This window comes from Campylobacter porcelli (genome assembly GCF_002139855.1).
Classification (GTDB): domain Bacteria; phylum Campylobacterota; class Campylobacteria; order Campylobacterales; family Campylobacteraceae; genus Campylobacter; species Campylobacter porcelli.
In genome coordinates this window covers 1,516,155-1,541,984 of sequence record NZ_CP018789.1, presented here as the reverse complement: position 1 = coordinate 1,541,984, position 25,830 = coordinate 1,516,155, and the positions used below count along the sequence as shown (strand labels likewise).

The window sequence follows — 25,830 nt, the reverse complement described above, 5'->3', positions numbered from 1 at the left end:
GATATTACTCTTATTTAGATAATGTTTTATTTAACACTGCTCGTGGCTATACATGATTAGGAAACGCCTTGCTCCATCTCGAACCAAGAAGCTAAGCTTTTCATGGCCGATGATACTCTCCCTTACTGGGATGCTGGAAAAGTAGGTTGCTGCGAGCTTTGTTTTTATTCTCTATCTTTTTTATTTTAAATCAGCTTTTTATGATTGTTAGTGAGTGGTTTTTATACTTTTAATTATTTTTCAATTTATTAAATCATTTTACAATTATTAGAAATTTTAAAAGATTTATATTATTTCATATTATTTCATATTATTTCATATTATTTCATATTATTTCATATTATTTCATATTATTATCAAAACAAAAATCAACTTATTAGAGTTAATTGGTTTTTTAAATTTAGTTTTTAGGTGTTATTTTATATGGATAACTTGTATTTTACATATTTTATATAGATTTATTTTTTAAATTTTTATTTTTCTAGTTATTAAATTTAGTTTTTAGGTGTTGTTGTTTTATATCGAGATTGAATTTATTATATTATCTTTATTCCTATTAAAATATAGATAGTATATGCTAGATTATAGTGTTTTTATTTGATTGTATGGTAAAGCTTATTTGGTTATATGGCTTATGCTATGGTATTTTTAGCTAGTTATGTTAAATTAAGGAATATGGATTGAATAATAAATGAGCTTTTATTTTATGGTGATTATGGTTATTATAATAGCGATTTATTAATATAACAAATTTAAATCAAAGTTGTAATATTAAGCAACTTGACATTTTTAAAAATAGATATTAAAATAGTATTGCAACCCATATAATATAATTAATTAGACTATGGATTAACTCTTAAAGCAATGAATGTATTTATAAATAAAAAGTTAAAATATTTTTAGATTTATAAAGAATTATTTAATATATAAAATAATAAAACCTTATTCTTTTTTATTTTATTTAAATAGTTAGGATTGATATTTGAATTTAATTTAGATACCATCTTATTATTAATTTTTATATTATTCAAATAATAATTATAAATTTTTAAAAATATTTTATATTTGGAAGTTGAATGCTTATTATAAAGTGAGTAATTTGGTAATTTATTAGATTAAACTTATAAAAGTTATAAGACTGCTTTTATTTATAATATTTAATATGGAATTAATAAGTCATTTTAAGTTTTACATTTTTGATTATGAGCTTAGTATATTATAATTAATTAAAATTTAAATTAATAAAAAAGCAAATTTGGCTATTTTAATTATGATAAGTTCATTATTTGTTACAAATTTAAATGCCTTAACTGGCGATAGAAAAACAGCTTGCGAAGTGTTGCTTTGCCTCTCAAGCGGAACACGCCCTAGTGAATGCAATCCACCACTTGCTAGATTTTTTTGCTATTAAAGCTAAGAAGCCTTGGAAAATTTTTAATCGTGCCTATGAGCTCATATCTATAACCATAGTATGATAAATTAAGTCCAAATGATAGGCATTGTGCAACAAGAAGTTACTCATATGAGCGTGGTGGTGGAAACTTGCTATATAATTATTACTATAAAAAGCAACAATTATAAAAATTTGCTGGAGTTATTAAAATTTAAGATAAAATAAAAGAAGCCATAGGGGGTTTGTATTTCCTCACTTTCGTGGGGCAAGACTAATAAGCCTTGACAACAATTATACAAAGTAGTATAATTACCGCAAATACAAATGGCATATACTTATCTCCTTTCTATAGAGACAAAATTTGCCATAGTGGTACCAGCCCTATGGCATATCCCCATAAGGGAGTTATAGCAAAATATAGTTTTAAATTCTTTTATATCGATACACAACTTTTTCTATGTGTAAAACTTAATTTATATCTCTTAAAAGTAAAATTAGTAGCCATACGCAATCCTTATTTTATTTAAATCTATTTTAATATTTTTAAATTTAAGTATATTTTTAGATAGGGGGGGGGGAGCTGTATTTGAAAATCCCGAGCTTTTAAGGCAAGAGCTTGGCAAATTTTTAGACACTCCACAAAAGGTGGAGATTTATGCCACGGCAGCTGAGAAGTTTTTTAAAGCTGGAATGAGACCTAGGCTTAAATTTGAACCTACTTGGTCGTGGTGGGGACTTATTTTTGGTGGGTAGTTTTTATTTTATAGAAAACTAAACAAAGAAGGCTTGATATATTTGATAGCTTGTATTTGTCTTGGCTGGATCCCTGTGATAAACTTTCTTATTGGGTTTTATGTTCCTATTTTTGGTAAGTATTTAGTAATAAAACGCTTTGAAAAAGCCTTGGATATGAATAATAAAATGGTTTTTATCAGATGTCTGGCGTGGCTAAATGGGCTATTTATGTAGGTATCGCAGTGCCGATTGTAGCTTTTATCATTATTATTATAGCTTTTTCAATTTTAGGTTCTGTTGTGAGCTAAGATCAAAAAGCTAAAATATCTCTTCATCATAGCAAAAATTAATCTCTTTTTTGCGATAGGGTAGAAATTATAAAAATCAATTTATAAATTGAAGTTATATTTCTAGCCTGTGCGAAATAATGCTAAATCAAGGGGCAATTAAGCCCCTTATACGCAATAAAAATTAAAATTTATATTTAACCTCTATATTACCGCTTAGATAGGTTTCATTTTTAGAATCTACTTTTCCGGCTAAAATTTGCTTAGCTCCAACTCCAGCATCTAAACTTAGTCTATCATTTAAAGCGACATTTCCGCCTATGATTAATTGTCCATAAGTCTTTTTCTTATCATCTCCTTTGATAGAAAATGCAGTATTTGAGCCCATAAAGTTTGCTATGTAGTCATCGCCATTATTGATTATATATTGCTCTATTTTAGGTGCGATAAATAGATATGAGTCTTGGCTAAAGTATTTTCTACTCTCTAGACCAAGCTCTAAACTAACAGAGTTATTAGTATTAGATCTTACCTTTCTTGATAAAGCACCAGATTCTGTGTAGTTAGGCGTATAGCTATAGTAGTAGTTTGCTCCTACAAAAGGTTTTAAAAATAGATCGTTGCTTACGCTAAAGATCTTGCCGATATTGGAGCTAAATCCAGCAAATTTTCTATTAAAATTTGAGCTATTTACATTTCCAGCTAAGCTTATATCTTGTTTTGTATCCCCTATTTGCCCATAAAGCTTAGAGTTTATCTCATAAGAGTCAAATCTATAAGAGCTATAAATACCTATTTGATAGTTATTTACTTCTTGCTCGTTTAGCTTATCTTTGATATTTGAGTTTGCATAAGTAGCATATACACCAAGAAGCAAATTATCATTAAATTGTCTATCAGCACCTACGCTAATACCATATAGTCCACCGCTATTTCCATCTATGATATTTACACCGCCAAATGTATTTGCCCATACGCTATTGTCATAGCTGCTTACCCCATAGTAGTCATAGATAGCATCGCTTGCTACATTTGCACTATTTGCTAAAAGAGTAGATTTAAGTATATTAGCAAATTTTACGCTATTATAAGGGTTATTTATACTTGCTACTCTTTTGTTTATACTCATATCATTTGATATATTAATAGCACTATTTATGCTACTTCCAGTATTTAAGATATTTATATTGCCTTTAGAGCTATCTCTAACATTTTTAAAGAAGTTTTCATCTGTAATTGCTTTTACGCCGATCGAAGGGTCGATATTAGAAGCTACTAGGCTATCAAATATATTTTTGGACTCATCTATATTTCCTGATGTTTGCATAGAGTTAGATATTTTTTTAGTATTGTTCGCTCCGCCAACTACTCCTGTGGTAAGAAGTAGTTTATAGCCATTTGCTTGTCTAGTTTGTAGGCTAGATACTTTTTCAAATATAAATTTAGAAGTTTGAGTAATCTCAATTCCGATCGCTTCCATCTTTTCTTGTGTGCTTAGCTTGCTTTCATCACCACCGCTACTATTTATCTTAGAAATAAGATTATCTTTATTGGCAATTTGTGTTTTTAGGTTTTCTAAGCTATCTTTCATAACTGGATTGAATTTGGCATTTTCTTCTAAATCATAGTCTTTAATCACAGCATTTAGATACTCTTTTTCAGTTTCAAGTATGGCTTTTATGCTATTTATTTTGCTAGTTGGACCACCACTAATGATAAGATACTCTTTATTTCCATCTTTTTCTACGCTTAGTTTATACTCTACTAAGTCTTTTAAATCCATTCTAGTAAGGTAGCTACCATTTGTTATTGATGAGAATTTATCTGCGAGTTCTTTACTAAAAACTTCATCAATTCTCTTAAAAAAGCTAGCTCCAGCTGTATTTTTGGTGGTTATATCTTCATTGAAGTTTTCTGCACTCATAAATGTAAATTTATTTAATGCTAGATTGCCTAAATCCCTATTTAGCACTAAAAATCTAGAATCTGTGATATTTGCTTTATTTCCAACATTAAAGTTCAAATTTCCATTAGTAGCTGCTCCTTCAAATTTAGTTTTACTAGCCTCTAAAGCTCCAGCTATGTTTAAGGAAGCATTAGAGCTGTCATTTGACAAGCTACTTATGACTAAAATAGAGGAGTTTGAAGTATTGGATTGCGGATCGTTACTTATTTTCACATTTGCATTTATTGAATTTGCATTTTTATAATACTCCAAACTCATATCTTTTAAATTGACATTAGAAGCGCTAAGGTTTGCATTATACATTCTAGATGCTGTATCTGCTAGCTCACTATCTCGTATGTTTTCTATATCAAGTGAGTGAGTGCCTACATTGATATATGTAAATGTATTTTCTTTATTTATTTTATCTACGACAAAATCATTTACATTGCTTTGGATATTTAACGCTTCGTTTGTATAAGTATCCTTTATCGTCATACTTGCGGTATCATTAGCTATACGCACATCAAAGTAATCTTCCAAATCACCTTGATTTGGATATATGTATTTAGCATTAGCATTGCTTACCAATCCTAAACTGATTATTGCACTTGATGCAATAAGTGATAATTTCATAATATCTCCTAAAAATAAGACTAGTTTGGTATTATATATAATTATTATTAAATATTATTTAAATAATAATTGAATTTAAATTTTCTTTGCTTAACTCAAATATTAATAAATTTAGATAGAATTTGCCAAAATTTGATTAAAGGATTAATATGAGCAGTGTTTTTGTAGGTAAAATCCCAGCTAAGGGCTATGCGATGCTATCTAAGGATTCTAAATTTACCCCTTTTGAATTTACTCGCCATAGCCTGGGTGATGGGGATATTTTGATTGAAATTTTGTATTCTGGTATATGCCATAGTGATATACACACGGCCAAAGATGAGTGGGGTGGTACTATGTATCCGTGCGTTCCAGGGCATGAGATAGCTGGACGAGTAGTCGCAGTTGGTAAAAATGTGAGCAAATTTAAAATTGGCGATTATGCTGGTGTTGGCTGTATGGTAAATAGCTGTGGGGAGTGTGAGGCGTGCCTGGCTAGCAAGGAGCAGTTTTGTCAAAGTGGTAAGACGGTTTATACCTATAATTCTACTGATTATTTCCACAATAATGAAAACACATATGGCGGATACTCTAATAATATAGTTGTGAGTGAAAAATTTGCCATTAAAGTGCCTAAAAATGCTCCTTTGGATAAGGTTGCTCCTTTATTGTGCGCAGGGATTACGACATATTCGCCGCTTAAATTTTCTAAGATAAAAGCTGGGGATAAGGTAGGTGTGGCTGGATTTGGCGGTCTTGGAATGATGGCTTTAAAATACGCTGTTAAAATGGGTGCTGAAGTTAGTGTATTTGCTAGAAATGATAAGAAAAAATCTCAAGCCTTAGAGCTTGGCGCTACAAATTTTTATACTTCAACAGACCAAAATCAGATAAAAGAGCGATTTAATCTCATCATCTCTACTATTCCAACTTCATATAATATAGGAGATTATATAGATCTGCTTAAATTTGGCGGAGAGTTGGCTATTGTAGGACTTCCGCCTTATGAGATAGCACCTAGTATAAGCGTTATTGAGCTAGTGCATAAAGCTGGTAAGAAGGTCTATGGCTCACTAATTGGTGGGATTAGCGAGACTCAAGAGATGATGGATTTTTCGCTTGAAAATGAAATTTACCCTGAGACTATTTTGATTAGTCCATCGCAAATCGATGAAGTGTATGAGAAGCTGACAAACGGCTCTGGAGAGTTTCGCTATGTGATTGATATGAAGGTTTAAATGGCGTTTATAATCTTTACTATTTCTATGCTTATGATCTACACTAGAGCGTTTAGCGTGCCTGTGTGGGCTAGTGCGGCTCTTGGGGGATTTGCTACGCTGATATTTGGCGTGATTACTTTAGCAGATGCTTTGAAGGTCCTAGCGATGGTGTGGGACTCTACTTTTGTATTAGTAGGGCTTATTATCATCGCTATGGCGTTAGAAAAGATGGGCTTTTTTGATACCTTAGCTAGTAAGATTATACTATCTTGTGCTAGATATAGTGATGGTTATAGGATTAATACGCTTAAATTTTTTGCTATTATGATGGTTTTTGGGCTGTTTGTGGCTACATTTTTAGCAAATGATGGGGCGATTTTGGTGCTTACACCACTGATGTTTGCTATATTTTCTAAGACAAATCAAGAATTTAACTCTCCTTTGGTGGCATTTTTAATATTTTTTGGATTTTTAAGCGATTTTGGCTCAAATGGCTTAATCATCTCAAACCTTACAAATATCATCACCGCTAAGCTTTTTAATATCTCTTTTGGTGAGTATTTTGGCTCTATGATTTTGGCTCAATGCTTTGCTTTTATAGCTGCGTGTGTGATATTTTGGGCTATTTTGATTAGGAAGTTACCTAAGGTTTTAAAGTTTCATTTACCAAGTAGGCAAATGGGTAAATTTGATTTTATAATCACTTTTGGGTTATTGATTTCTTTGCCTTTTGGGAGTGCGATTTTTGGGGCGATGGGGCTGCCTATTAGTGGATTTATATTGATTGTAGCGGTGATTGCTATAATGATGCAAAAGAGTGGTAAATTCGAGCTTTTTAGCAAGGCTCCATTTGGGGTAGTGATTTTTAGCATTGGGCTTTTTGTGATGGTTTATGGCGTGGGAATGGCTGGAATTTTAGAGTTTTTACGCTTAAATATCCATACTCTTGTAAATTTGGATAGATTTACCTCTATGCTTGGCATAGCAGTTGGATCTAGTATTGGCTCAGCGCTTATAAATAATCTTCCTATGGTTATGCTAGGGGATTTGGCACTTAGGGATTTTGGGGCGGATGTGGGGCTTGTGTATTCCCATCTTTTAGGGTGCAATATCGGCTCTAAGCTCACTCCCATTGGCTCTTTAGCGACACTTTTATGGCTTGTTAGTTTAAAATCGCGTGGAGTAAATATCAAACTTTTAGATTATTTTAAGCTATCATTTATATTTAGTTTTGGTGTGCTTATAGCTGCGGTTTGTGGGCTATGGATTGGAGAGAAGCTTGACATTTAAAACTCATCTTGCACTTGGGGCTTTGGGGGCGATTTGTTTTGTGGGGGCTGTGGATAGAGCTGAAAATATCTATATTTTTGGACTGATTTTACTAGGCTCTGTATTGCCTGATATTGATGAGCCTAGGAGTTTTATTTCGCGTAAATTTCCGCTAATTTCTAGGGTAACGGCGACATTTTTTACCCACCGAGGTCCTACTCATTTTCTTTTTATTCCAGTTTTGCTGTTTGTAGCGTGGGCTATTTTTGGCTATTTGGCACTTGGAGCTATAGGCTTTGGAATGATTATCCATCATTTAGGGGATATGCTAACGCCGAGTGGAATTTATGGATATTTTTACCCTTTTAAAAGGAAATTTGTAGCTAGAATTTTGCCTAAAAACTACGCCATCAAAACTGGCTCAAAGCTTGAATTAACTCTGGTTTTGCCTAGTGTTTTGATGGTTGATGGAGTGCTTGGGGCTATGGTTTTGGGATTTGATATTGATATGGCTAATATTATTAAGATTTTAAATTTAGTTTAATGGAATTTATATAGTTGTAGTGCTATTTAATTAAATACTTAATCTATAAAAATATAACAAAAGTAATATAATTAATTAATATAAATTTAATACATAATTTACCATTGATTTGCTTTGTAAAAATATACTTTTAAGAAAAAATATTAAAAGGATAGTTAAAATATGGCAAAATTTGCTATCTTATTTTTAGCAATTGTGCTTGGATTTAGTGGTTGTGCTGTGCCTAATGCGTTATCCATAGCTATGAAACCGGCTGATTATACAAATAAATTTAGCTCACTAGATTGCTTAGAGCAAAGCTATTTTGATAGTGAGCTACAAAGAGCAAAGGATGGAAAAGATCCGATTTATACAGCTATAAACGCAGGTTCTATCGCAAGAATTTGCCAAAATTTCGCACTTAGCAATGAGCTTTTAGATATTGCAGAAGATAGGTATAAGTATGATGTGGATTTAGAGAGTGCTGGTAATAAGGCTCTTAAAAATCTTGTTGGAGTGCTTTTAAATGATACATTTACTGATTATGATGGGAATTTGTATGAAAGAATAATGGTAAATGTCTATAAGGGGCTTAATTTTATGAGTTTAAATGACTTTGAGAGTGCTAGAGTGGAGTTTAATCGTGCCTTAATCCGCCAAGATAGAGCTAAAGACTATTTCGCCCCACAAATCAAAGCCGCTAAAGATGAACTAGCTAAAAATAGAAAAAATGATCCAAATTATAAGGAGAATTTAAAAAATACTAAATTAGTATATGATGAATATTCTGGGCTTTTTAAAGAGTTTAAAACTAGCGAAGTATTCATTAATCCATATGCTACCTACGCAGCTTCTGTGTTTTTTTATTTAGATAAGGATTATAAAAACTCAGCAGATAAATTCCGTGAAATAGCTATAGCTAATCCTAAAAATAGATTAGTATCAACTATAAATAAGAGATTACAAAATAGAGCCAAAAGCATAAAAGATAGTGGCAAAAGATATATATTTTTAGCCTATGAAGATGGTCTTGGGACTATAAAAGATGAATTTACTATAAATATTCCATATATGATTGGCGATGGGGTTGCGACTTTGAACTTATCCTTGCCAACGCTTAAAAAGCGTGAGTTTAGCTATAAAGATATAAGCATAAATGGGATTAAAGCAACTCAAATTAGCAATTTTGATAATATTTTTGCTACTGAATTTAAAATAGAACTCCCTTGGATAGTTACTAAATCCATACTATCAATGGTAGCTAAATCCACAGCTAGCGGTGTTGTAGCAAGCGAGGTTGGTGGTGTAGCATCTTTAGCTACAAGCCTTTTAGTATCAGCTACAAATAAAGCAGATACTAGGTCATGGCAAACACTACCTAAAATAGCAAGTATCGCTATGGTAGAAAATAGCGGCTCATATACTATTAAAGATAGTAGTGGTAAGGTTATAGATACCGCTAAAATAGATAGGACAAAAGATGCTTTGATATGGCTACGCTCAACAGATAAAGATATGATAAAATCCATTATAATACAGAGGTAAAAATGAAAAAAATAGCAATGTTTTTGGTTTGTGCTATGCTTTTTGGCTGTGCTGGAAATAGCGACATAAGATTGGAAAATCAAGGCTATAGCTCAAATTTAGTAAGCTTAGAAGCCATAGATAAAGATATAATCCAAGATATAAATCAACGATTTAATGAGCTTGGATTATTGGAGTTTCAAATCATATTAAAAAGCACTAAAGATATGGATTTGGCTTATAGAGTGGCTTGGCTAGATGAGAGTGGATTTGAGCTAAGAAATTCAATTGATGAGAGCTATAAGGTATTACGACTTAATGCTTATCGCCAAATTTCCATAAGCAAAGTAGCTCAAGATAAAAGAGCTAAGAGTTTTAAAATTTATCTAACTACAAAGGGGTTATAAGATGAGAAAATTTGCTTTAATTAGCGTTGTGGTGGCAACTTTGTTGCTTAGTGGCTGTACAAAACAGCCATTTTATACAGACAATAGTGGTAAAATCAATCAAGGAGATACAATCACGCTTGGATTAAGCAATGAGGATTTTGAGCTAGCAGCTGAGAGTATGATAAATAGCTTACTTAGCGATCCAGCCTTTGTAAATCAAAAGCCAGGCGTAAGAAAGGTTGTAGCAATGGGGCGTATCGTTAATGATACCGCACTTAGACTAGATACAGAAAAACTAACTAGAAAGATAACTCAAGCTATGAGAAGATCGGGCAAATTTATATTAACCTCTGCCGTGGCTTCTGGTGGGGCTTTGGACTCTATGAGTGAAGATGTTAGGGGTCTGAGGGATAATGATGAGTTTAACCAAAAAACAATAGCCAAAAAGGGCACTCTAGTCTCTCCTGATTTTTCTTTATTTGGTAAAATTCGTCAAGACAATATCAAGCTAAGCAATGGCAAAATAAAGGTGGAGTATCTATTCTTACTAGGATTGACTGATTTAAACTCAGGTCTAGTATATTGGGAAGATGAGAAAACAATAAATAAATCTGGATCAAATGATAGCGTAAGCTGGTGAAATTTGATTGAAATTTAGGATTTAAAACTTAAATTTACTTTAGTTAAAGGATATTTATAATGAAAAAAATACTCTTATCAATGGCGGTTTTTGCCTCTCTTGCTTTTGGGATGGAAGATAAGGTAGCTAATGAGATAACTCAAGCCGATGTGGATATTCAAAATAAAATAAGCGACGCTAGCACCCAAGATATAACGCCAAAAAGTGTGGATGATTTTTTTGATGAGTTTAAAGATGAATTTGGCATAGAGTATGGTATCACAAAAGATGGCAAGACATTTTACACTGGAAGTAGCGAAGTAATGCTAAAGCCTACTGATAAAAATTTCGCTAGGTCTTTACAAAATGCTTATAATAGAGCTATGCTAAAACTACAAGGCGAATTTATAAAAGATGCCTTTGGTAGAATAGCTACAAGCAGTATAAATAGATACAAAACAGACCAATCAGACAATGCTAGAGAATTCGAAGAGTTGCCAAAAGGTGGCACCATCTCTCAAATTTTAGGCAAGCTAACACAACTAGCAAGCGCACAAGTCGATAAGGCCTTAAATGAGCTAGGCGTAGAGACACAAGGATTACAAGAAGAGCGAAAAAAAGAGCTTTTAAAGGATGAATTTACTAAAAAAACAGTTATAAAAGCTTTTGGCAATATGAGCGGTCTTGTGCCGGTAAAAACGGTTATAACGCAGACAAAAAGGGGTAATTATAAAATAGGTGTTATCGCTGTGATGAGCGAAAAAACCAGACAAATAGCAAAAGATATGAAAAATAGAACCCCTTGGATCATAAAAGCAAAAGGTGGCAAACCAGTAGTAGAGTATCTACCAAAACAAAAAGCTGGTTTTATACAAGAGTATGGAATTAGACTTGTATATGATGAAAATGGTGCTCCTATTATTTTAAGTTATGGAAATTGGGGTTATTTACCTGATGCTAATAGCAAAATAGCAGATAGACAAGAGAGTATAGCCAAAGACTCAGCCTCATCACAAGCTGATGCTGGGATAATTGAGTTTATAAGCACTAGTGTATCGTTTGCTGATGAGAGGGAAACTGGCGAAGCTCTAAATCAAAATATAAAAGAGACAAGAAATCTTCTATCAAACGATATTCAAATCCAAGAAGAAGCACTAGAGAATATAATAGATAGAGTTTCTCAAACTATACAAACAAAATCTTCAGGTAATATCCGTGGAATTAGGACGCTAAAAAGATGGGATTATACCGATGAAAATGGCGTGGAGTATGTAGGGGTCGTTAGATACTACTCATATGCTAACTATCTAAATGTTACAAATGCCGTATCAGATAAAAAGAACTCAACCGCTACTTCAACTTCTACCCAACTAGCTAAGGCTACTCAAAGGAGCTCAAAAGTGGTAAATACGATAGATGATTTTTAGGAGCTGATATGAAAAAATATCTATTTATATTTGCTTTTTTGACTTGTTTTTTAAATGCTGAGGTTATAACTCACACTAGCACCAAAACAGCTATTGGCGAAGGATATGGATTAACAAGGCAAGAGGCTATAAATAACGCTATTATCGAGGCTTTAGGCAAGATTAAAGGCGTAGATATAAACTCAGTTAAGCTAACTCAAACCACAGCCATAACTAGCGATAAAGGCTCAAATTTAACAGATATATACAACGAGCATATAAATAAAGCCACAAAAGGTAGAGTTGATAGCTATGAGATTATCAGTGCTAATCAAGATAGCACAGGCAAATGGGTAGCAGTAGTAGAGATAAAAAACTCAAAAACAACCAAAAGCTATAAAGCACCAGGGCTAGATAATAAGCAAAGAAGAAGTCTAGTGGTATTTAACGCTACTTCTACAGATCTTAGAGCACTTGGTGAAAATCTAAAAAGCCATATAATCACAAATCTAACTAAGTCAAGAAAATTTAATATCCTAGATAGAGATAATGGTGGATACTATGAGATGGAAAAGGCTTTGATTAAAAGTAGCAATGCTAATAGCGATGAAATATATAAGCTTAAAAATGTGATCGGTAGTGATTATCTTATGATTTTTGATGTAAAATCTGCTAAAACCAGCTCAAAACAAAATAATCTCACAGGCAAAAATATCACAAAATCAGAATTGGTGGTGGATTATCAAGTGATTTTATTTGCTACAAGAGAGATTAAATATAGCAACACTTTAGCGATGAGTCTAAGCGTAGGAGATGATTTAAAATCAAATGAAACAGCCTACAAAAAAATTGCCGATAAAATCACAAGCGATATTTTAAATGCGATTTATCCCCTAAAAATCGCTAGTGTAAATGGGAAAGATGTGGTATTTACACAAAATTTAAATGTCGGCGAACGCTTTGAGTGCTTTTCTCAAGGAAAAGCCCTAAAAGATAGCTACACTAAGCAAAGCACAAGCGATATGAGAGTAGAGAGTAGGGTTGGCGAAGTTGAGATTACTAGGGCTGAGTCAAAGCTAAGCTACGCTAAAATCATAGAAGGACAAATGAAAGAGGGCTTTATTTGTCGTCCCTTAGGCAGTGGCTTGGGCTATAATCAAGGTCGTGATGCTAACTATGAGCTTAGCGAAGATGGTGGAGTGAATTTAGGCTTTTAAGCTATATAAAGTTGCGAATTTATATTTGCAACTTTATAAATTTAGGTTATAAAAAATTTTTTGTGTTATATTTTTTAAATATATTTTTCATTTTATGTGCTTTTAACAAAACGCTCAAAGCGCCCTTTTTATGCCTTCTAGCATAGATAATCATCTCGCCTAAAATACAGCAAAGCCCAAAAATATCATCTGGAATTTCGCTATTTAGATTTAGATCATTTTGTGGATTATTTATAAGCTTTTTAATGGCAAAATAGCCGTAAATTCCACCACCAACTCGTAAAATCTCACCACCTAAAGCCGCAAAAATTTTATACTCTTTTATAGCCTTTTTTATCTCTAAAAGCTCATCTTTAAACTCCAAAGTATCACTAGCATACTCCCACCAAATTTCATTTATATTTCTATTTTGGCTATCGGTGTAGCTTTGCAAGAATCTCCACGGCTTTTCTCCATAGTGGATGATTTTCGGATTTTTATAGCTTTGCATAAATTCCATTCTTGTGCAGTTTAGGCGGTGGTTTTGCTCATCTTTACAAATGGCAAAGCAAAAGCTAATAGATGAAAAGTTATAAGCAATAGGTAGCTTTAATAGCTTATCTTGCGTGATTGTGGCATTTAGTAGGTCTTGGTCGGCTGCTTTGATATAGATGGCATTTTGAGCGATCATTTGGCATTTTTGCTCTATTTGGTTATCCCTATAAGCCTTGGCGTTGATGAGTAAAAATCCAGAATTAAAGTAATCATTTGTAAATTTATGCGTAATTATTTTGTTATTATTTTTAAATTTAATCTTGCGTTTTTTGGTGCCTGGATCATTAACTGCGGCTAATATATTATCTTTTAAATCAATAGCAAAAAGCTCCCTTAAATCGCAAAGACAGAGCATATCAGAATCTAGATATAAGCACTTTTTAACGCTATGGTCTAAATACTCATCTAGCTTTAAGCGGTAATATGGCAAGAGATTGGTGTGCGCTGCACCAGAGGCAGGAAAGCTAGAAAATTTACTTTCATCTATAATATGCGTAAGAATTAAGCAAGGGTAGATTTGATTAAGCCTACTTTCTAAGGCTTTTAATTTATATTGCGTGGTGGTTGAAATTTTATCGCTTAAGATATGAAATATATAGCCTTCAGCCCTTTCCTCTTGGCTTAAATCATTGAAATTTAGATTTGTATAGCTACTAAATGAGCTATCTTTTGGTGCGTGAAATCCGCCATTTTGGCATATATCTTTAAAGCTTAAATTTAGATTTGTATTTTTGATTATACTATTTATTAGCACGGCAGTATATTTGATATAATTTTCATCAGCACTAAATATAATGTGAAACATTTTTAACCTTTTTTGGTATAATTATAGCCAAATATGGTATGGTTTGTAGTTTAAATGGGGATTTATCTTGAATGATTTAAAGATACAACTAAAATAAATTTAGCAAAGAAGTTATAATGAAGCAGTGGATAGAGCTGTTTTTAATAAAATAAAAAATAAGGAATAGTTTTTATATAATGATAAACATAGCTTTTATTTTTGGAACTCGACCAGAAGTTATTAAAATGGCTCCAGTAATTTTGGAATTTAAAAAATATCCAATGTGTTATAATGTATTAGTCATAAACACAGAACAACAAAAAGAATTATCAAATCAAACTTTAAAATTTTTTGGTATTACCCCAACCATTAGTTTAAATGTAATGAGAGAAAATCAAAGTTTAAGTTCATTACAATCTATATTACAAGCAAAGTTAGAAGAGATATTTTTAAATAACGCAATTAATTTAGCATTTGTTCAAGGTGATACTATGAGTGCATTTTGTGGTGCTTTAAGTGCTTATTATTTTAAAGTTCCAATTTGTCATATAGAAGCTGGATTAAGAAGCTACAATTTGTTTGAACCATTTCCAGAAGAAGCTTTAAGACAAATGATAGCAAGGATCGCCAATATTCATTTTGCTCCAACGAAATTATCTGTAAAGTATTTGCAAAATGAGAATTTGACACACAAATCATCTATTTATGAAGTTGGCAATACAAGTATTGATGCGCTATTTTTGTTAGAACAAGAAATTATAAATAAAGCTAAAAATTTTTGGAATGATTTTGGCATTGATTTAAACAACGATGATATTGTGTTAGTAACAATTCACAGAAGAGAGAATCATGGGGATCGTTTAGAACATATTTTAAATGCTATTAGCTATATCGCATCTAAATTTCAAAAGCATAAATTTATAATACCTATTCATCCTAATCCAAATGTAAGAGAAAAAATAAAAAATAAGTTATATAAACAAAAAAATATATATTTATGTGATGCTTTGGATTATCCAAATTTAGTATTAATTATGAAAAATTCAAAATTAATTTTAACTGACAGTGGAGGTATTCAAGAAGAAGCTCCTAGTTTTAGAGTTCCACTGCTTGTTTTACGATATGAAACAGAAAGAAAAGAAGGTGTTGAATTTGGTTTTGCTAAACTTGTTGGAGCTGATTATGATTTAATAATAAAAGAGTCTTTTGTTGCCTTAAAAAATAATCAAAAAATAGATGGGATCAATCCATATGGTGATGGGATGGCAAGCCAACGAATTGAAAAATATGTAAGAAAATTTCTAAATTTGAAAGAATATTATGCAAGATAAAATATATTTAGATAAAGAATTTGATAGAATATGGTCAAAAATTGAAAATGGACAAAATTTTGCTCTATTACGATATGGCGATGGAGAACGCGCTATTATGTGTGGTAAAATCGTTAAAGCAATAGAGGGCTGGAAATCGCCAAATTATATATCTAAATTGGGAAAAGATTTGTTATCAACATTAGAATTAGATGATGATAATATTTTTTATGGAATATCATGTCCATGTTGCGATCCTGCTGCCTATGTATGGTATTTAAGCAAAATAAAAAATAAAAATATCACCTTTGCCAATCTTTGGGTTAATGCAAATTATAAAAGATTTAAAGATAAATTTGCTACCCTAACAAGAGACGCTATCTTAATTGCCAATTATAGAGCAAAAAATAAAAAAATAGGAAATTTAAATATTTTAAAGCATTATGAAGTAGGCGATGATTGTATATCTTTTTGGAATAATAAAGGGTATGAGATGATCGAGCAAATTAAAAAAGATTTTGGCAATCAAGATAATATTTTATATATTGTATCAGCTGGACCTATGTCTGAAGCCATCATAGCCAAATTATATGAAAATAATAAAAATAATTGCTATATAGATTTTGGTAGTTGTATTGATAACTTTATACATCAAAAAAATACGAGATCTTACATGGATGAAAATAGCAATTATGCCAAACAAAATTGCGTTATGCTAAAAGATTATGATGTTGATGTTAGTGTCGTTTTAACTGCTTATAAAAAGCCGCAAAATTTACGCATTCAACTAGATGCTATAAAAAAACAAAGTATAAAACCAAAAGAGATATTGTTATTTCAAGATGGAATAGCGCAAGATTATAAAATTCATTTTAATGATGATTTGTTAAAAGAATTTGATATTGTTGAAATTTGTGATCAAAATTATGGCGTTTGGAAAAGATTTGATTTTGCCAGAAAACAAGTAAAGTCGCAATATGTTTGTATTTTTGATGATGATACTATACCTGGAGCTAAGTGGTTAGAAAATTGTTTAACACAAATGTGTATCCAAGAAGGTCTATATGGGACAATAGGTATTGTGCTGGTTAATCCAGAAAACTATCCAAATAAATGTAATAAAGATTATTTTAGAATTGGTTGGGATGGTAATTTAAATTATACTGCTAAAGTTGATTTTGTTGGTCATAGTTGGTTTTTAAAAACCCAGTGGCTAGATTATATGTTTGAAAATACTGATACATTTCAAAATTTTAAGGTTGTTGGAGAGGATATAGCTTTATCTCACAAATTAAAACAAAAAGGTATAGAAACTTTTGTGCCACCTCATTCGTATGATGATCAAGAATTATGGGGTTCTTTAAGTAAATATGCAGTAACTTTAGGCGTAGATTCTAATGCAATTTCTGTAAATGCTAATAATATATCTAAAATGAATTTGGTTATGAAAGAGATTATAAAAGATGGGTTTGTTTCAATTAGTCAAACTGATAAAAATTATATCTCTAATTTAAGAAAAAATCTTGATAAATATCATATTCGTAATTATGCAAAAAAATTAAAGCCAATGGAAAAGGTATTATCAGTAAAAAATTCACAATATAAAATATATAAAATAATTAATATATTAGGTATGCGATTTAAAATCAAAAGAGTGTAAAATACAATATATAGTTACTCACTCCACCCATCTAATGCGTTTTGTAGCGTATCGATCGTGGTTTGTACTAGTCCAGCTAAGCTAAAAAAGTAGTATCCATGCTGTTTGACATACTCAAAGATTTTCTTATCACGGTCGCTTTTACCGCTCTCAGGACGCACCATCAAAGTAGCAAACTCAAGCTCTTGGTGCAAACAAAAGTTATACGCCGCACTCATATACACGCTATCAAAGATCTTATCGCTATCTAAATTCGCCTTTAGCCTATCTATTCGCTCTTTTAACTCATAGAATTTCGCATATCTAGGCTCCTTGCCATTTGACAAATCCGCATTTGCCGCTTCTACTAACTTGCTAATTCGCTTAAATAGCTCCTTGATTAGCTCTTGTTTATCCTTGCCAACTTTTATAAAATTCTCTATTAGCTCTCTTTGAGTTTTTAATTTGTTTTGGCTTATTTGTGGTAAAATCGGCTCTGGCTTTATCAAATTCTTTTTTACCCCGCCACCTATAATCTCTCCTGCTAGCTGACTAAATGGCGCCTCTATCGTCCCTTTAATCCTAGAGCCACCCTCGGTAGCGTTATAAATTTTCACATCGCTATATGAGCTAATCGCATCTATCATCGCCTCAAAATACTCTCTAAACATATCCCAAAGCTTGATAGATCTAACCTGCGTTTTACCGCCATAGCCTAAGGCGGTGGTTATATTTGGCTCATACTCTTTAGAAGCAATAGTAGGCGAAGTCTCACCAAAGACCATTCCCCTGGCATGAGTGGTGCCATCATCTGCCATAGCTAGGTCTTGACCGATAAATATTATCTGCTTACACCCTAGCTCCACAGCTAGATCAAAGGCAAAATGAGCCGTGCTTGGTCCTTTACACATATAGTTTTTCTTATCTTCATCTAAGCCCTCTTCAAATTTCAAAGGTTTATGGGCGAAGGCTACATTTCTACCATCTAAAAGCTTAATTGTATTTGGGTGAATGAGTGAGCTAGCAATAAAGGTTATATCGCTATCAAACTCACTTACCTTACTATCAAAAAACGCCCCACTAAGCTCTATTCTCTCCATCGTAGTTACAAAATCCGGTCTTATATCATGTAGTTTTAAAATCGGATATGACGCATCAGCTGCGATTAAAATCGCATATGGCGATACCTGCCTTAATATTTCAAGCTGCTTAGTTAGGCTTGGGCCAGTTGAGACGATGATGGCGGTTTTATTATGATTTGAGTTTAAATTTAAAATATCCTTTAAGCTATAATTAGCGTAAAATTTAGGCATATTCTCCACCACATGCTTCATTCCTATAAGGGTATCTTCAGCAGAATTTCCAGCGGCTTTGATATTTAAAAGCAAGATATTTAATAGATGTTTATTTAGACTATTAGCACTATCTTTATAATTTTTCTCATAATACTCATTATATATGTGAAAGCCATAGTTTCTAGCATTATATTTAATCTCTTTTTGATTGCAAATTATATGCAAATACGCATCATTTAAGTAGCTAACGCAAAATGGGATAAATCTATTTTCACGCATATGTTTGCTAAAATCATTTAGATGAAAAGCGATGAAAAATATCTCAATTTCAGGCTCAAATACTACAATTTTCTTATGATTTTTATTTTCCAGTAGAGCTTTATAGAAGTTGCCATTACCAAGTCCATAGAAAAATAGCGATGGATAAAGGGCGTAATCTCTTTTAAATTTATTTAGCATATCGTTTGTGTGCTTTGCTGGCAAACCGCTATATATAGGCTCTTTTGTGTGGGTATTGATGATATTTATATCTAGCAAGCCTTTACCGGCAAATACATCAAATTTACTATTGCTTTTTAGATCATAAATAGCCTTGGCTAAGATGAAGTTAATAGAGCAAAGAGCGATAATATTGTGTATAAAAGCACTCGCACCGCCATTTGCTTTAATATCTTGATCTATTGCTTGGTGTAGTTCCTTGACTGATTGGGGATCTACTTGGTGATTATAATTTTTATTAAATACATTATCCATTCCATCGCCTTATTAGGTTGTGTTTGATATTTAGGCTATCTAGCCATTTTGCTATTATGAAATTCTCAATCTGGCTAACACTGCTAGGCTGAGTATAATATCCCAAAATCGGTGGCACTATCCCAACCCCCATACTAGCAAGATCTGCCATCTGACGCAAGGATATAGCACTAAGTGGCGACTCACGCACCCCTAAAATCAAATTTCTACGCTCCTTTATCATCACCGCAGCAGCCCTTAATAGCAAATTATCGCTTATCCCACAGCTAATTTTAGCTAAAGTATTAATAGAGCAAGGTGCGACTATCATCGCATCATACATAGCTGAGCCACTAGCTGGGGGTGCGGATATATCGCTATTATCATAAATTTGAATTTTCTCATTAATATCAAGGCTTAAATTCTCTTTTTGCATTGATAGCTTAGCATTTGGAGTGATTATCACGCTGGTATCTATGCCTAAATCTAGCGTGGTATTAGCTAGTTTAATCCCAAGATGAGCTCCACTAGCTCCACTTATTGCGACTATTAGCTTCACTCTATTATATGGCCTACAAATTTAGAGTAATTATCTATAATATCCTTGCCTTTTCTAAAGCCCAAAGCGCACCCCTCAAAAGCGAAAAATACCCCCGCTTGATAGCTATCGCCATTATCATCTTTAGCAAAATTAGCAAACTCTTGATATAAAAATTTGCCATTATCATACTCGCCGCCATTTTGAGTCTCTATACTGCCATCGCTATTTATGATAGATACATTTGCCCCTTCTCTTGCTAAAAACGGCTTTTTGACCTGTTTTTTGCCACTTAATGGCTGGTAGCTACTCTCTAGTAAAAGCGGATGATTAGGATATAAATCCCATAAAATTTTCATAATCCCCTTGCTTTGAAATAGTAGAGTATAAGCTGGATTTAAGATTATGGCCTTTTGATTATTCATTATGTTTTTAATTATTAGAGCCAGATCGCTCTCATCTATGGCTATCATCTCCCATGGAATAAGCTTAAACCAATACTCCCAGTTTTTCTCATTCCAAAATATCCCCCCTTCATCATCAAAGCCCACTTCATCTACAAAGGCAAAATCGCATATAAACCCAGCGTCCCTAGCAGCAGCTTCAAGCAATCTTGTGGTATTCTCATCTTCATTACTACCAGCAATAGAGCTAAATAGGATTTTCCACCCTTCATAATACTCATCAAATCTACTAGTATCCTCCTCAAGGGTTACTAAGCGTTTGAAGTTCTCCACCAAAGCCTCATACAAATCATTAAATTGCTTAGCTTCATTAAGATTATTAAATTTCAGCATCGCCCACTGGATAATCGCAGTCTCAAAAAGACTTGTAGGCGTATCAGCGTTAAATTCAATAAGCTTAATAGGCTTGCCATCTACCCCACCAGCTAAATCAAATCTACCATATATGTGCCAGTGAACATCATTTTCCCAACTAGCCTTAATAATATCAACTAGATTAAATGGAATTCCAAGCTCATGAAATAGATCATTATCAATCACATACTCAGCCGCAGCCACATACATATCATAAAGCTCATTTGCCGCTTCATAGAATTTCTCGGCCTCATCTTGGGTTATGCTTACTAGCTCATCAGCGATATATTTGCTACCATCTAGATCGGTATGCCAGCCAAATCCAATGCTTTCTAAATACCCATTATCAAGCGGTTTAATCTTTTTTAGCTTCACTTTTGTCCTTTGATGAATTGATTTAAATGGTTATTATATTTTAATAAATTAAATTTGAGCTATATTTTATCAATGATTTTATTATAGTCTTTTTCATTACAAGGAGCTTGAAAAGTGTGGCAATTTGTAACAACAATCAAATATTTTACTTATTTTTTATTTAAATTTACCTAATTTATCAAAATTTAAGCTTAGATTAATGGGGGGGGTATAATACCCACTTTAAATTTACAATTTTAAGGAGGCAATATGAAAATTTCTAAAATTACAAGTGCGGCTATAATTAGCTTTGGTTTAAGCGGCTCACTACACGCTAACTGGGTTTATGACCCTATCAACGACCCAAAAAACTCTAATAAATATATACAAGACTTTTATGAGCTTGTAAATAATGGTGTGTGTTTGACTTGCACGCCTAAAACCCAAGAGCAACGCACTAATGAAATTAATGAGTTTAATAAATTGCCTAATCTAGATGCCAGCCAAATCCAAAGTCAAATCGATAAATACGCAGATATGATAGCAAAAACTCCAGAATTTTCTGACTTAAAAGCTCTTGGTGAGGCCTTGATAACTTATCAAAATACTCGCCAAAATCCTATCGATCGTGATGACTGGGTTTATGGAAAAAATGCTTATCAAATGGGTAAGTTTTTATTAGTAGAATTTATAGAAGACCCAAATGTAAATTTAGGAGTAGATATTAGTCAATATAGTAATAATGGTGGTGGCTATAAAGTTGCCGTAGAACTCGCCCAAGAAATCTTCAACACCGCCATCAAAGAACTACAATCTTTAGAGAAAAACTCAATCCAAAACTCCCTTGAAGCATTAAAGCTAAATACAAATATAAACTCTATAATAAGCTTAAGTAAAAATGCTCTTGATGCTAGGGTTATATCTTTATTAAATCCAAATAATAGTAGTATGGCTCTAGCCTCAGCTATAAAAAACCTTGATGGGGTAGAGTTTGCCTCTTGTGATGATGAGGCTTTAGCTTGTATGATTAGAGACTATACAAAGAGATTTGAAACTAATAATAATCTATGGGCTAATATCTTAGGAGCTAAAGCATATTTAAAAAATAGCCCAGATACTAAGATATATGGTTTTATATTTGGATATGATTATGCATTTGATAGTGATATAGTTGGAGTATTCTTTAGCTATGCTAAAGCAAAAAGCAGTGGAGATAATATAGTAAATAGTAGTGATAACTACCAACTTGGTATCTACTCAAAAAGCTTCTTTGGAAATTCAGAACTAGATAGTAAAATCTACTATGGAATTAGTAAGAGTGATTATAGCAAGAATGTATTAAATAGTATCTACACAGCTGATTATGATACTAATTTTGCTGGGATTGAGCTAGAGTATGGATATGTATTTGATACTAATAATATATTTATAAAGCCACTTATTGGACTAAATTATAATTATATAAAAACAAAAGATTTTAATGAGAGTGGAGATATAAACTTACACTATAATAAAACAACTAATAAAAACGCCACTGCTAAATTAGGAGTTGAGCTTAGAAAATACTATGATGAGTATAGCTACTTCTATTTCAAACCAGCCCTTGAGAGAGATATATACAAAAGTGGCACAGATAGTGTAGCAAATTTCGTAGGAAATGAGTATAGTATAATAAGTCAAGCTGATGAGAAAAAACACACCTATATAAACACAACCTTAGGTGCTGAAGTATCTCTAAATAACTCATTTAGCATAAATGCCAACATAGGAGCAAAACTAAGAAATAATGAGAAAATCTATAATGGAACACTAGGGGTTAAGTATAAGTTTTAATTTAAAATAAATAGATAAAAAGAAAACTGAGCTATAGCTCAGTTTTTATAAAATAAAAATGCCAAACTGGGAAGGGGCTCTGATTTTTAAGGGATAGGGAAAACCCATTTTTACCTACTTTTAACGCACGAACGAAGTCCGTGCTAAAGTAGCAAATACTAAAGTCCCCATAAATGGGGTACCCCACTTGTGGGGCTTCAGGTGGGTCAAGGGAGCGTAGCTTCTTGTCGCAAAGTGGAGCTTTGCTCCACTGCGAAGTTAAAAATAGTTTCCCCTGTCCCTTAAAGAAAATTTTCGCAACAAAAAACTCGAAGGAGTTTTTGGCGAAAATTTGGAATATCAAAGAAATTTTTTCTTTTTAAGTGGGAAGGGGGACGCTTTTTGGCAGTTGAGTAGCGTGATAGTTAAATGATGGATAGCCATCATTTAACGACACTACGAAACATAAGAGCGAAGCTACCTTGCCCTTCCCCCTTAAAATTATTTTAACTTCGCAGGTCAGCGGAGCCGACCTTTGCGATAAACTTTAGAAAAGTTTAATCAAACTAAAGTCCCCATAAATGGGGTACCCCACTTGTGGGGCTTTAGGTGGGTCAAGGGAGCGTAGCTCCTTGTCGCAAAGCTGGGCTTAGCTCAGCTGCGAAGTTAGAAATAAAACAATAATTTAAACCTGTGCAAAGCACAGATTAAATTATTGTAACAATCTTAATATATTTTGTTGGACAGCGTTAGCTTGGCTCATAGCGTAGCTACCACTTTGAGCTAGGATATTAAATTTAGAGAAATTCGCACTCTCACTAGCAAAATCCACATCTCTTATTTGGCTTTCAGCGGATTTGACATTGACTTGGGTAACTGTGATATTATTAATCGTAGCTACTAATTGGTTCTGGACTGAGCCTAGATCTGCTCTTAGTTTATCTAGCGTTTTTCTAGCTGATTCAGCTACATCTACCATAGCTTGAGCTCCGCCATAAGTATTTACCCCACCGGCTTGATCGCCCCAGCCACCAGCATTAGAGGCTCCACCATCGAAATAACCCATTGCTTTAGCAAGTGCTGAACTAATAGTTCCAGAATTCATATATTTTAAATTTACCGAAGCTTGATTATAGGCATTTGAAGCTACCGAAGCAAAACTAATAGCCGCATCTGATAAACCAGAAACTTGCGAAATACCTTGAATGCCAACTTTAATATCTCTAGCATCTTGGCGGACAAAGGTTATTTGACCTAAGAATACTGCACCTTGACCAGCTACGCTTCCAGTAGAAGCACCAGACAATCTACCACCCATTGCCGTATAACTATCAGAGAATGTTCCAACAACAATCGCTCTACCATCTTTAGCTGCTAATACTAAACGACCATTATCTAAACTAGCCTCTACTCCAGTTTCATCTTTTTTAGAGTTGATTGCTCCGATTAGAGCGTTATCAGCGTCATTGGCTTGGGTTTTTATATTGCCAATTGTTACACCATTAATCATTAAATTTTTGATATCTCCAGCTTTTACGGCAGTACTAAAAATTTGTGTATTATTTACATTTACTTTTACACCAGTTTTATCGCTTACGCCATTCATCATTTCAGCGATTGCTTTGTAGCCATCGGTTTTTAAAACCGTTCCAGAGATTGTTTGGAATGTGTATCCATTAGGAAAACCATCTACGCCACTGAGTTTTACAATAACATCTTGTGCTGACAATGCGGATACAGTAGAGAATATACCATTATTCGTAGTCTCAAACCTCGTATGCCCTATAGTATTTGAATTTGTAGCCCCTATACTTACCTTAGCAGTCTCATTGCTATAAGCACCTATTTGGAAGTTTTTGTTTGAGAAGTTACCATTTAATAGTTGTTGTCCATTAAAGCTTGTAGTAGTAGCTATCATATCAAGCTCTTCAAGTAGTCTTGATATATCGTTTTGTAAAGCTCTTCTTGAATCACTATTTTGTCCATCTTGAGCTGCTTGGATAGCTTTAGTTTTAATAGTATCAAGTATTTTAATCTGCTCATCCATAGCCTTATCAGCTGTTTGGACTATACCTATAGCGTCATTACCATTAGATATAGCCTGACCTAGAGAATTTGCTTGAGATTTTAAGCTATCAGCTATAACAAGCCCTGAGGCATCATCAGCTGCTGTTTGTATCCTAAGACCAGAGCTAAGGCGACCTAGTGAGCTACTAAGAGCTCTATCATTTACTACTGAGTTAGCATGAGCATTCATAGCTGCTATGTTGGTGTTTATTCTAAAACTCATATTATATCCTTTTAAAAGAAATTTGCCTTAAGCTTAATCCTTTGCTTAGGCTTATTTGATTATATCGCAAGGTAGATTAAATTGTTTATATGGGGGGGGGGGATTTAACACTTTTTTTAAAAAAAGTGCAAATTTAATATAAATTTTTCAAATTTTCATTAAATTTGGCTTAAATTCATCACATTACTCTAGATATTAACTAGATGAAAATTTAAGAAAATTTATAAATTTAGGTTATTAAATAAATTTGTAATGGTTTTATAATTAAATTTGGAAAAGATGAGTTTTTATTTTAATAGGAATTTAAAAGTTAAATCATTTTTAATGGGGAAGGATAAGGTAGCTTCGCTCTTATGTTTCGTAGTGTCATCAAATGATAAACTTTTTTTAATTTCTTTTCTTTAAGGGACAGGGGAAACTAAAATTTGAAAGCCAAAACAGTTTCCCCTATCCTATTTTTACCTACTTTTAACGCACGAACAAAGTCCGTGCTAAAGTAGCAAACATTGAAGTCCCCATAAATGGGGTACCCCTATTTACTCCGAATTTGTTTTATTAAAACCTGAGCGTTAGCTCAGCAAC

At 32.9% G+C, this 25,830-nt stretch carries 18 protein-coding genes and 1 rRNA gene; 13 read left to right on the top strand and 6 right to left on the bottom strand.

Annotation, left to right across the window (positions count from 1 at the left end; all coding sequences use genetic code 11):
- Positions 1-38 precede the first annotated feature (38 nt).
- Both rrf and CSUIS_RS07795 read left to right on the top strand, forming a co-directional pair.
- Positions 39-158, top strand: a 5S ribosomal RNA gene (rrf, locus tag CSUIS_RS07800).
- A gap of 1,112 nt (positions 159-1,270) precedes the next feature.
- Complete coding sequence (locus tag CSUIS_RS07795; protein WP_086298592.1) at positions 1,271-1,411, top strand: TrbM/KikA/MpfK family conjugal transfer protein; 141 nt, start codon at positions 1,271-1,273, stop codon at positions 1,409-1,411.
- A 1,188-nt stretch (positions 1,412-2,599) separates the two neighbouring features.
- Here CSUIS_RS07795 and CSUIS_RS08615 read toward each other — a convergent pair.
- On the bottom strand, positions 2,600-4,996 hold the full coding sequence (locus CSUIS_RS08615; protein WP_236860783.1) for an autotransporter outer membrane beta-barrel domain-containing protein: 2,397 nt from the start codon (positions 4,994-4,996) through the stop codon (positions 2,600-2,602).
- A gap of 149 nt (positions 4,997-5,145) precedes the next feature.
- Here CSUIS_RS08615 and CSUIS_RS07785 point away from each other — a divergent pair, with 149 nt between their 5' ends.
- From CSUIS_RS07785 to CSUIS_RS07750, 8 genes are all read left to right on the top strand, one after another.
- Positions 5,146-6,213 carry an NAD(P)-dependent alcohol dehydrogenase gene (locus CSUIS_RS07785; protein ID WP_086298416.1) on the top strand — a complete coding sequence of 356 codons (1,068 nt, stop codon included), beginning with the start codon at positions 5,146-5,148 and terminating at the stop codon, positions 6,211-6,213.
- Positions 6,214-6,246: 33 nt separating this feature from the next.
- On the top strand, positions 6,247-7,485 hold the full coding sequence (locus tag CSUIS_RS07780; RefSeq protein WP_236860782.1) for an ArsB/NhaD family transporter: 1,239 nt from the start codon (positions 6,247-6,249) through the stop codon (positions 7,483-7,485).
- A complete protein-coding gene (locus CSUIS_RS07775; RefSeq protein WP_180381034.1) occupies positions 7,463-8,008 on the top strand; it encodes a metal-dependent hydrolase in 546 nt (181 codons plus the stop codon). Before CSUIS_RS07780 ends, CSUIS_RS07775 begins: the two co-directional genes overlap by 23 nt.
- Before the next feature lie 162 nt (positions 8,009-8,170).
- Positions 8,171-9,532 carry a COG3014 family protein gene (locus CSUIS_RS07770; RefSeq protein ID WP_086298410.1) on the top strand — a complete coding sequence of 454 codons (1,362 nt, stop codon included), beginning with the start codon at positions 8,171-8,173 and terminating at the stop codon, positions 9,530-9,532.
- Between the two features lie 2 nt (positions 9,533-9,534).
- Positions 9,535-9,918 carry a YcfL family putative periplasmic lipoprotein gene (locus CSUIS_RS07765; protein ID WP_086238039.1) on the top strand — a complete coding sequence of 128 codons (384 nt, stop codon included), beginning with the start codon at positions 9,535-9,537 and terminating at the stop codon, positions 9,916-9,918.
- Position 9,919: 1 nt separating this feature from the next.
- Positions 9,920-10,540, top strand: coding sequence for a penicillin-binding protein activator LpoB (gene lpoB / locus CSUIS_RS07760; RefSeq protein WP_086298408.1), 621 nt, complete (start codon positions 9,920-9,922; stop codon positions 10,538-10,540).
- A gap of 59 nt (positions 10,541-10,599) precedes the next feature.
- Positions 10,600-11,946 carry a DUF6844 domain-containing protein gene (locus tag CSUIS_RS07755; protein ID WP_086298406.1) on the top strand — a complete coding sequence of 449 codons (1,347 nt, stop codon included), beginning with the start codon at positions 10,600-10,602 and terminating at the stop codon, positions 11,944-11,946.
- Positions 11,947-11,954: 8 nt separating this feature from the next.
- Positions 11,955-13,142: a CsgG/HfaB family protein gene (locus CSUIS_RS07750; protein ID WP_086238046.1), complete on the top strand. Its 1,188-nt coding sequence runs from the start codon at positions 11,955-11,957 to the stop codon at positions 13,140-13,142.
- A 46-nt stretch (positions 13,143-13,188) separates the two neighbouring features.
- Here the strand turns inward: CSUIS_RS07750 and CSUIS_RS07745 are convergent, their stop codons facing one another.
- Positions 13,189-14,481, bottom strand: coding sequence for a glycosyltransferase family 8 protein (locus CSUIS_RS07745; protein WP_086298404.1), 1,293 nt, complete (start codon positions 14,479-14,481; stop codon positions 13,189-13,191).
- A gap of 176 nt (positions 14,482-14,657) precedes the next feature.
- On the opposite strand from CSUIS_RS07745, the gene wecB reads away from it, so the two are divergent.
- Both wecB and CSUIS_RS07735 read left to right on the top strand, forming a co-directional pair.
- Complete coding sequence (wecB, locus tag CSUIS_RS07740; protein WP_086298401.1) at positions 14,658-15,791, top strand: non-hydrolyzing UDP-N-acetylglucosamine 2-epimerase; 1,134 nt, start codon at positions 14,658-14,660, stop codon at positions 15,789-15,791.
- Positions 15,781-17,430, top strand: coding sequence for a glycosyltransferase family 2 protein (locus CSUIS_RS07735; protein WP_086298398.1), 1,650 nt, complete (start codon positions 15,781-15,783; stop codon positions 17,428-17,430). Before wecB ends, CSUIS_RS07735 begins: the two co-directional genes overlap by 11 nt.
- 14 nt (positions 17,431-17,444) lie before the next feature.
- Here the strand turns inward: CSUIS_RS07735 and CSUIS_RS07730 are convergent, their stop codons facing one another.
- The 3 genes from CSUIS_RS07730 to CSUIS_RS07720 are packed head-to-tail and all read right to left on the bottom strand — an operon-like array spanning position 17,445 to position 21,167.
- Positions 17,445-19,457 carry a 6-hydroxymethylpterin diphosphokinase MptE-like protein gene (locus CSUIS_RS07730; RefSeq protein ID WP_086298396.1) on the bottom strand — a complete coding sequence of 671 codons (2,013 nt, stop codon included), beginning with the start codon at positions 19,455-19,457 and terminating at the stop codon, positions 17,445-17,447.
- The gene (locus tag CSUIS_RS07725; RefSeq protein WP_086298394.1) at positions 19,450-19,995 is read right to left on the bottom strand and encodes a UbiX family flavin prenyltransferase; all 546 of its coding nucleotides are present in this window, start codon (positions 19,993-19,995) and stop codon (positions 19,450-19,452) included. The genes CSUIS_RS07730 and CSUIS_RS07725 overlap by 8 nt, the downstream gene beginning before the upstream one ends.
- Entirely contained in the window at positions 19,992-21,167 is a 1,176-nt protein-coding gene (locus CSUIS_RS07720; protein ID WP_086298391.1) for a glutathionylspermidine synthase family protein, read from the bottom strand. The genes CSUIS_RS07725 and CSUIS_RS07720 overlap by 4 nt, the downstream gene beginning before the upstream one ends.
- 249 nt (positions 21,168-21,416) lie before the next feature.
- Here CSUIS_RS07720 and CSUIS_RS07715 point away from each other — a divergent pair, with 249 nt between their 5' ends.
- A complete protein-coding gene (locus CSUIS_RS07715) occupies positions 21,417-22,979 on the top strand; it encodes an autotransporter outer membrane beta-barrel domain-containing protein (protein WP_086298389.1) in 1,563 nt (520 codons plus the stop codon).
- A 691-nt stretch (positions 22,980-23,670) separates the two neighbouring features.
- On the opposite strand, the gene CSUIS_RS07710 is transcribed toward CSUIS_RS07715, so the two are convergent.
- Positions 23,671-25,248 carry a flagellin B gene (locus CSUIS_RS07710; RefSeq protein ID WP_086298387.1) on the bottom strand — a complete coding sequence of 526 codons (1,578 nt, stop codon included), beginning with the start codon at positions 25,246-25,248 and terminating at the stop codon, positions 23,671-23,673.
- Positions 25,249-25,830 lie beyond the last annotated feature (582 nt).